At 71.4% G+C, this 2,903-nt stretch carries 5 protein-coding genes; 2 read left to right on the top strand and 3 right to left on the bottom strand.

Annotated features, from left to right (window positions below; translation table 11 throughout):
- Both GA0115240_RS27425 and GA0115240_RS27420 read left to right on the top strand, forming a co-directional pair.
- Positions 1 to 384, top strand: a 384-nt coding sequence (locus tag GA0115240_RS27425) for an anti-sigma factor (protein WP_141708982.1), incomplete at its 5' end; no start/stop codon positions are given.
- Between the two features lie 154 nt (positions 385 to 538).
- Positions 539 to 988, top strand: coding sequence for a BP74-related protein (locus GA0115240_RS27420; RefSeq protein WP_093740720.1), 450 nt, complete (start codon positions 539 to 541; stop codon positions 986 to 988).
- 121 nt (positions 989 to 1,109) lie between these two features.
- Here the strand turns inward: GA0115240_RS27420 and GA0115240_RS27415 are convergent, their stop codons facing one another.
- From GA0115240_RS27415 to GA0115240_RS27405, 3 genes are all read right to left on the bottom strand, one after another.
- On the bottom strand, positions 1,110 to 1,475 hold the full coding sequence (locus tag GA0115240_RS27415) for a hypothetical protein (protein WP_176725185.1): 366 nt from the start codon (positions 1,473 to 1,475) through the stop codon (positions 1,110 to 1,112).
- An 84-nt stretch (positions 1,476 to 1,559) separates the two neighbouring features.
- Entirely contained in the window at positions 1,560 to 1,985 is a 426-nt protein-coding gene (locus GA0115240_RS27410; RefSeq protein ID WP_093740718.1) for an RbsD/FucU family protein, read from the bottom strand.
- Positions 1,986 to 2,106: 121 nt separating this feature from the next.
- Complete coding sequence (locus GA0115240_RS27405) at positions 2,107 to 2,895, bottom strand: chitosanase (RefSeq protein WP_272919937.1); 789 nt, start codon at positions 2,893 to 2,895, stop codon at positions 2,107 to 2,109.
- Positions 2,896 to 2,903: the final 8 nt, after the last annotated feature.

Genomic DNA, 2,903 nt, shown 5'->3' with positions numbered 1-2,903 from the left:
GCGGCCGCGCAGCGCGGCCGTACGGTCGTCGCCGAGCAGCGGGCGCGGGCGGTGGGCGCGCTGGCCGCGGCGCCGGACGCCGCTTTCCACACCCGGCCGCTGAGCGGCGGCGGCTTCGCGACCGTGGTGTCCTCCGCCCGCCTCGACCGGGCCGCGCTGCTGTTTCGCGGCCTGCCGAGGCTGACCGGCTCGCGGGTCTACCAGCTCTGGTACAGCCGTGACGACACGATGGTGCCCGCGGGCTTCCTGGACCCGGCCGGCGCGTCCGGCTCGGCGCTGCTGCGGGGCGGTCCCAACGGCGCCGACGGAGTCGGCCTCACCGTGGAACCGCACGGCGGCTCGCGTACGCCGACCGGTGTGCCGCTGGCCGTCGTACCGCTCTGACGGGCGGCATCGCGCCCGGCGCCGAGCACCGGATTCACCCGATCGTTGCGATATGCCCGCCAGGTATTTCACGCAGCGTGCGCGTCGGCTACGCTCCGTAGCGAGACACGTCGTGACCGTCACGACGGTTCAGCCCGATCTCCCGGAGTCACGCATGCGACGCATCCTCAGCAAGTTCGGCACCCTCGCGGTGGTCGCCCTGCTCGCCTGTACCGTCACCCAGTCCGCGGGAGCGGCACCGGCCCCGCGGGCCGCCGCCGCGGAGAGCCCCGCCTACTTCGAGATGCGCGACATCACGGGCGCGCGGTTCGTCATCGAACTCACCAGCACCCCCGAGATCGCCGAAGCCCGGGAGATCGTGAACGAGGGTCTCAACAAGATCGTCATCGGCCGGATCGTGAAGCGCGCCGCCCCCTACAACCCGCGGTGGAACTTCCACTACAACCCCGCCACCATCACCTTCGCCGACATGGCCATCGAGGTCTGCGACGCCACCATCCCGTACGTCGAGGACCACCTGGACGAGGCCGGCGGCCCCTTCCTGCCCGGGCTGTACTGGTGCCCGTGGACCGGTCGGCTGGTCAAGGAGGTCACACCCGCCTGACCCCTCGTACCGCCGGCGCCCGTCCCTCCTGAGCCCGCGCGAGCTCAGACCGGGCGCCGGCACCCGGGGCCGGGCCGCGGTGGGCACGCACGGCCCGCTCCCGACCGGAGCCGGACAGCGGCTAGAAGTCCGAGATCTCCTCCGCGTACACCCTGGCGAGCGGCTGCGGACCCACGTACTGCTGGCAGTTGCAGGTGCCCGGCTCGAAGCTGACCGGCTTGCGGTCGGCGTCCCAAGCGGTGGGGACCTCGACCACCTCATGGCACTTGCCCTGCTTGTCGTGCTTGGCCAGATGGTGGGTGCAGCCGCACACCGGTTCCGGCGGCCGGCCCGCCGCTTCCAGCGCCAGCCGGTCACGCTGCTTGACGGCCAGCTTCTCCATCGTCCGCTCGTGCCGCGTGCGCATCGCGCTGCGCGCGCTGTCCGCGATCGTCGTGAAGCCGCCGACCGCGAAGAGGCCGATCACCCACCACATCCACCCCTGCATCCGGCATCTCCCCCGATTCCAGACCGGCTTACCGCCTGTTTTGACGCGTACAGCGTAGGCGAAAACGGCGGTCGGCAGCAGGCGTCAGTCGGCCCGCACACCGATGGTCAGCAGCAGATTGGCGTAGGTGCGCCGGTCACCGGTCGCGATGACCAGCGCGGTGTCGGGGCCGCGGGCGGCGTCGTAGAAGGCGAAGCGGTCCAGGCCGTCGAGGGTGCGGCCGGGCAGCGCGGCGCGGAATTCGGCGAACACGGCCGGTTCCGACTGCCCCGGCTGCTCCGGCGGCGCCATCACGGCCGCCGCCTCGATCGGGATCGCGTCGACCAGCGCGTCCAGCACCTCGGTGACGAGCAGCCGGTCCGGGGCGAGGTTGAGATAGACCCGCTCGGCGGCCGGGTGGGCGCCGGTGGTGTGCGGGTAGTGGCCGTCGCTGATCAGCACCCGGGAGCCGTGGCCCGCCGAGGCCAGCGCGGCCAGAATCGTCGGGTGGGTCAGCTGGTAGCGCAGCATCGACGGCGCCTCCTCGGGCGGTGGAGGCCCCGCACACAGCGAGACATCCGATCTCTACGGTCACCGGCAGCGTAGAGACCGGACGTCGTCGGCGTAAAGCCGGGCGGCTGCCTGCCCGCCGCTACGGCAGGGTCAGGATCTGGTACGAGTCGCCGTAGGTCTTCCACTTCAGCGGCGGGTCGAGGTTGAGGTTGCCCGCCTTGAGGAAGACGCGCTGCTCGGTGTCGACGCGGCTGGTGTCGTCGTGGGCCGCCTCGGTGAGCATCGCGGCCTTGCGGGCGTCGAGGTAGGCGTTGAGGTAGGTGGTCTCGTCGCCGCCCTGCGCCGGGGTCTTGGCCTTCTTCATGGCCGTCTTGCGGATGCCGCCGAAGCTCACCGGGTCGTCGCCGGGGCCGTGCATGACCATGGCGTCGTAGTAGATGAACTGCCCGAGGGTGCCCAGCCCGTCCGTCTTGGCCTGGTTGACCGCGGGGTTGAAGTACACGCTGTCGCGCTCGTCGTTCTGCGCGGTCTGGAAGACGGTGTCCTTGGCGGCGGTCTTCCAGTCGTTGACGAAGGCGGTGCCCAGGCCGGTGTGCGAGTCGGTGCCGTTGACCTTCTGCAGCGCCGGGATGTACTTGGCGAGGATGTTGCCCGGCTCCAGGGACTGGTAGTGCTGGACCACCTCCAGCATGTCGCCGGTGCCGGAACAGAAGCCGATGATGCCGGCCGTGTAGCCGCGGCCGTCGCCGATGTCCTCGATGTACTTGTACTGGGCCTTCCAGTCCAGCGAGGAGTTCTCGGCGGAGCTGACCAGCTCCATCGCGATCTCCTTCTTGTGCGGGTCGGCCAGGCCCGCGGCGGTGTCGGCCGGGCGGGCGGCGGCGTGCGTGCCGTGCGCCACGGTCGCCGCACTGCCGGGAGCGGCCAGCGCGAGCG

Source organism: Streptomyces sp. DvalAA-14, from assembly GCF_900091855.1.
Taxonomy (GTDB): Bacteria; Actinomycetota; Actinomycetes; order Streptomycetales; family Streptomycetaceae; genus Actinacidiphila.
The sequence above is the reverse complement of the archived record's forward strand: the minus strand, read 5'-3'. Positions and strand labels throughout refer to the sequence as shown.

Bases quoted from the DNA above. Each gene is read 5' to 3' on its own strand.
- GA0115240_RS27415 (WP_176725185.1), bottom strand. From the start codon at position 1,475: ATGCAGGGGTGGATGTGGTGGGTGATCGGCCTCTTCGCGGTCGGCGGC.
- GA0115240_RS27420 (WP_093740720.1), top strand. From the start codon at position 539: ATGCGACGCATCCTCAGCAAGTTCGGCACCCTCGCGGTGGTCGCCCTG.
- GA0115240_RS27410 (WP_093740718.1), bottom strand. From the start codon at position 1,985: ATGCTGCGCTACCAGCTGACCCACCCGACGATTCTGGCCGCGCTGGCC.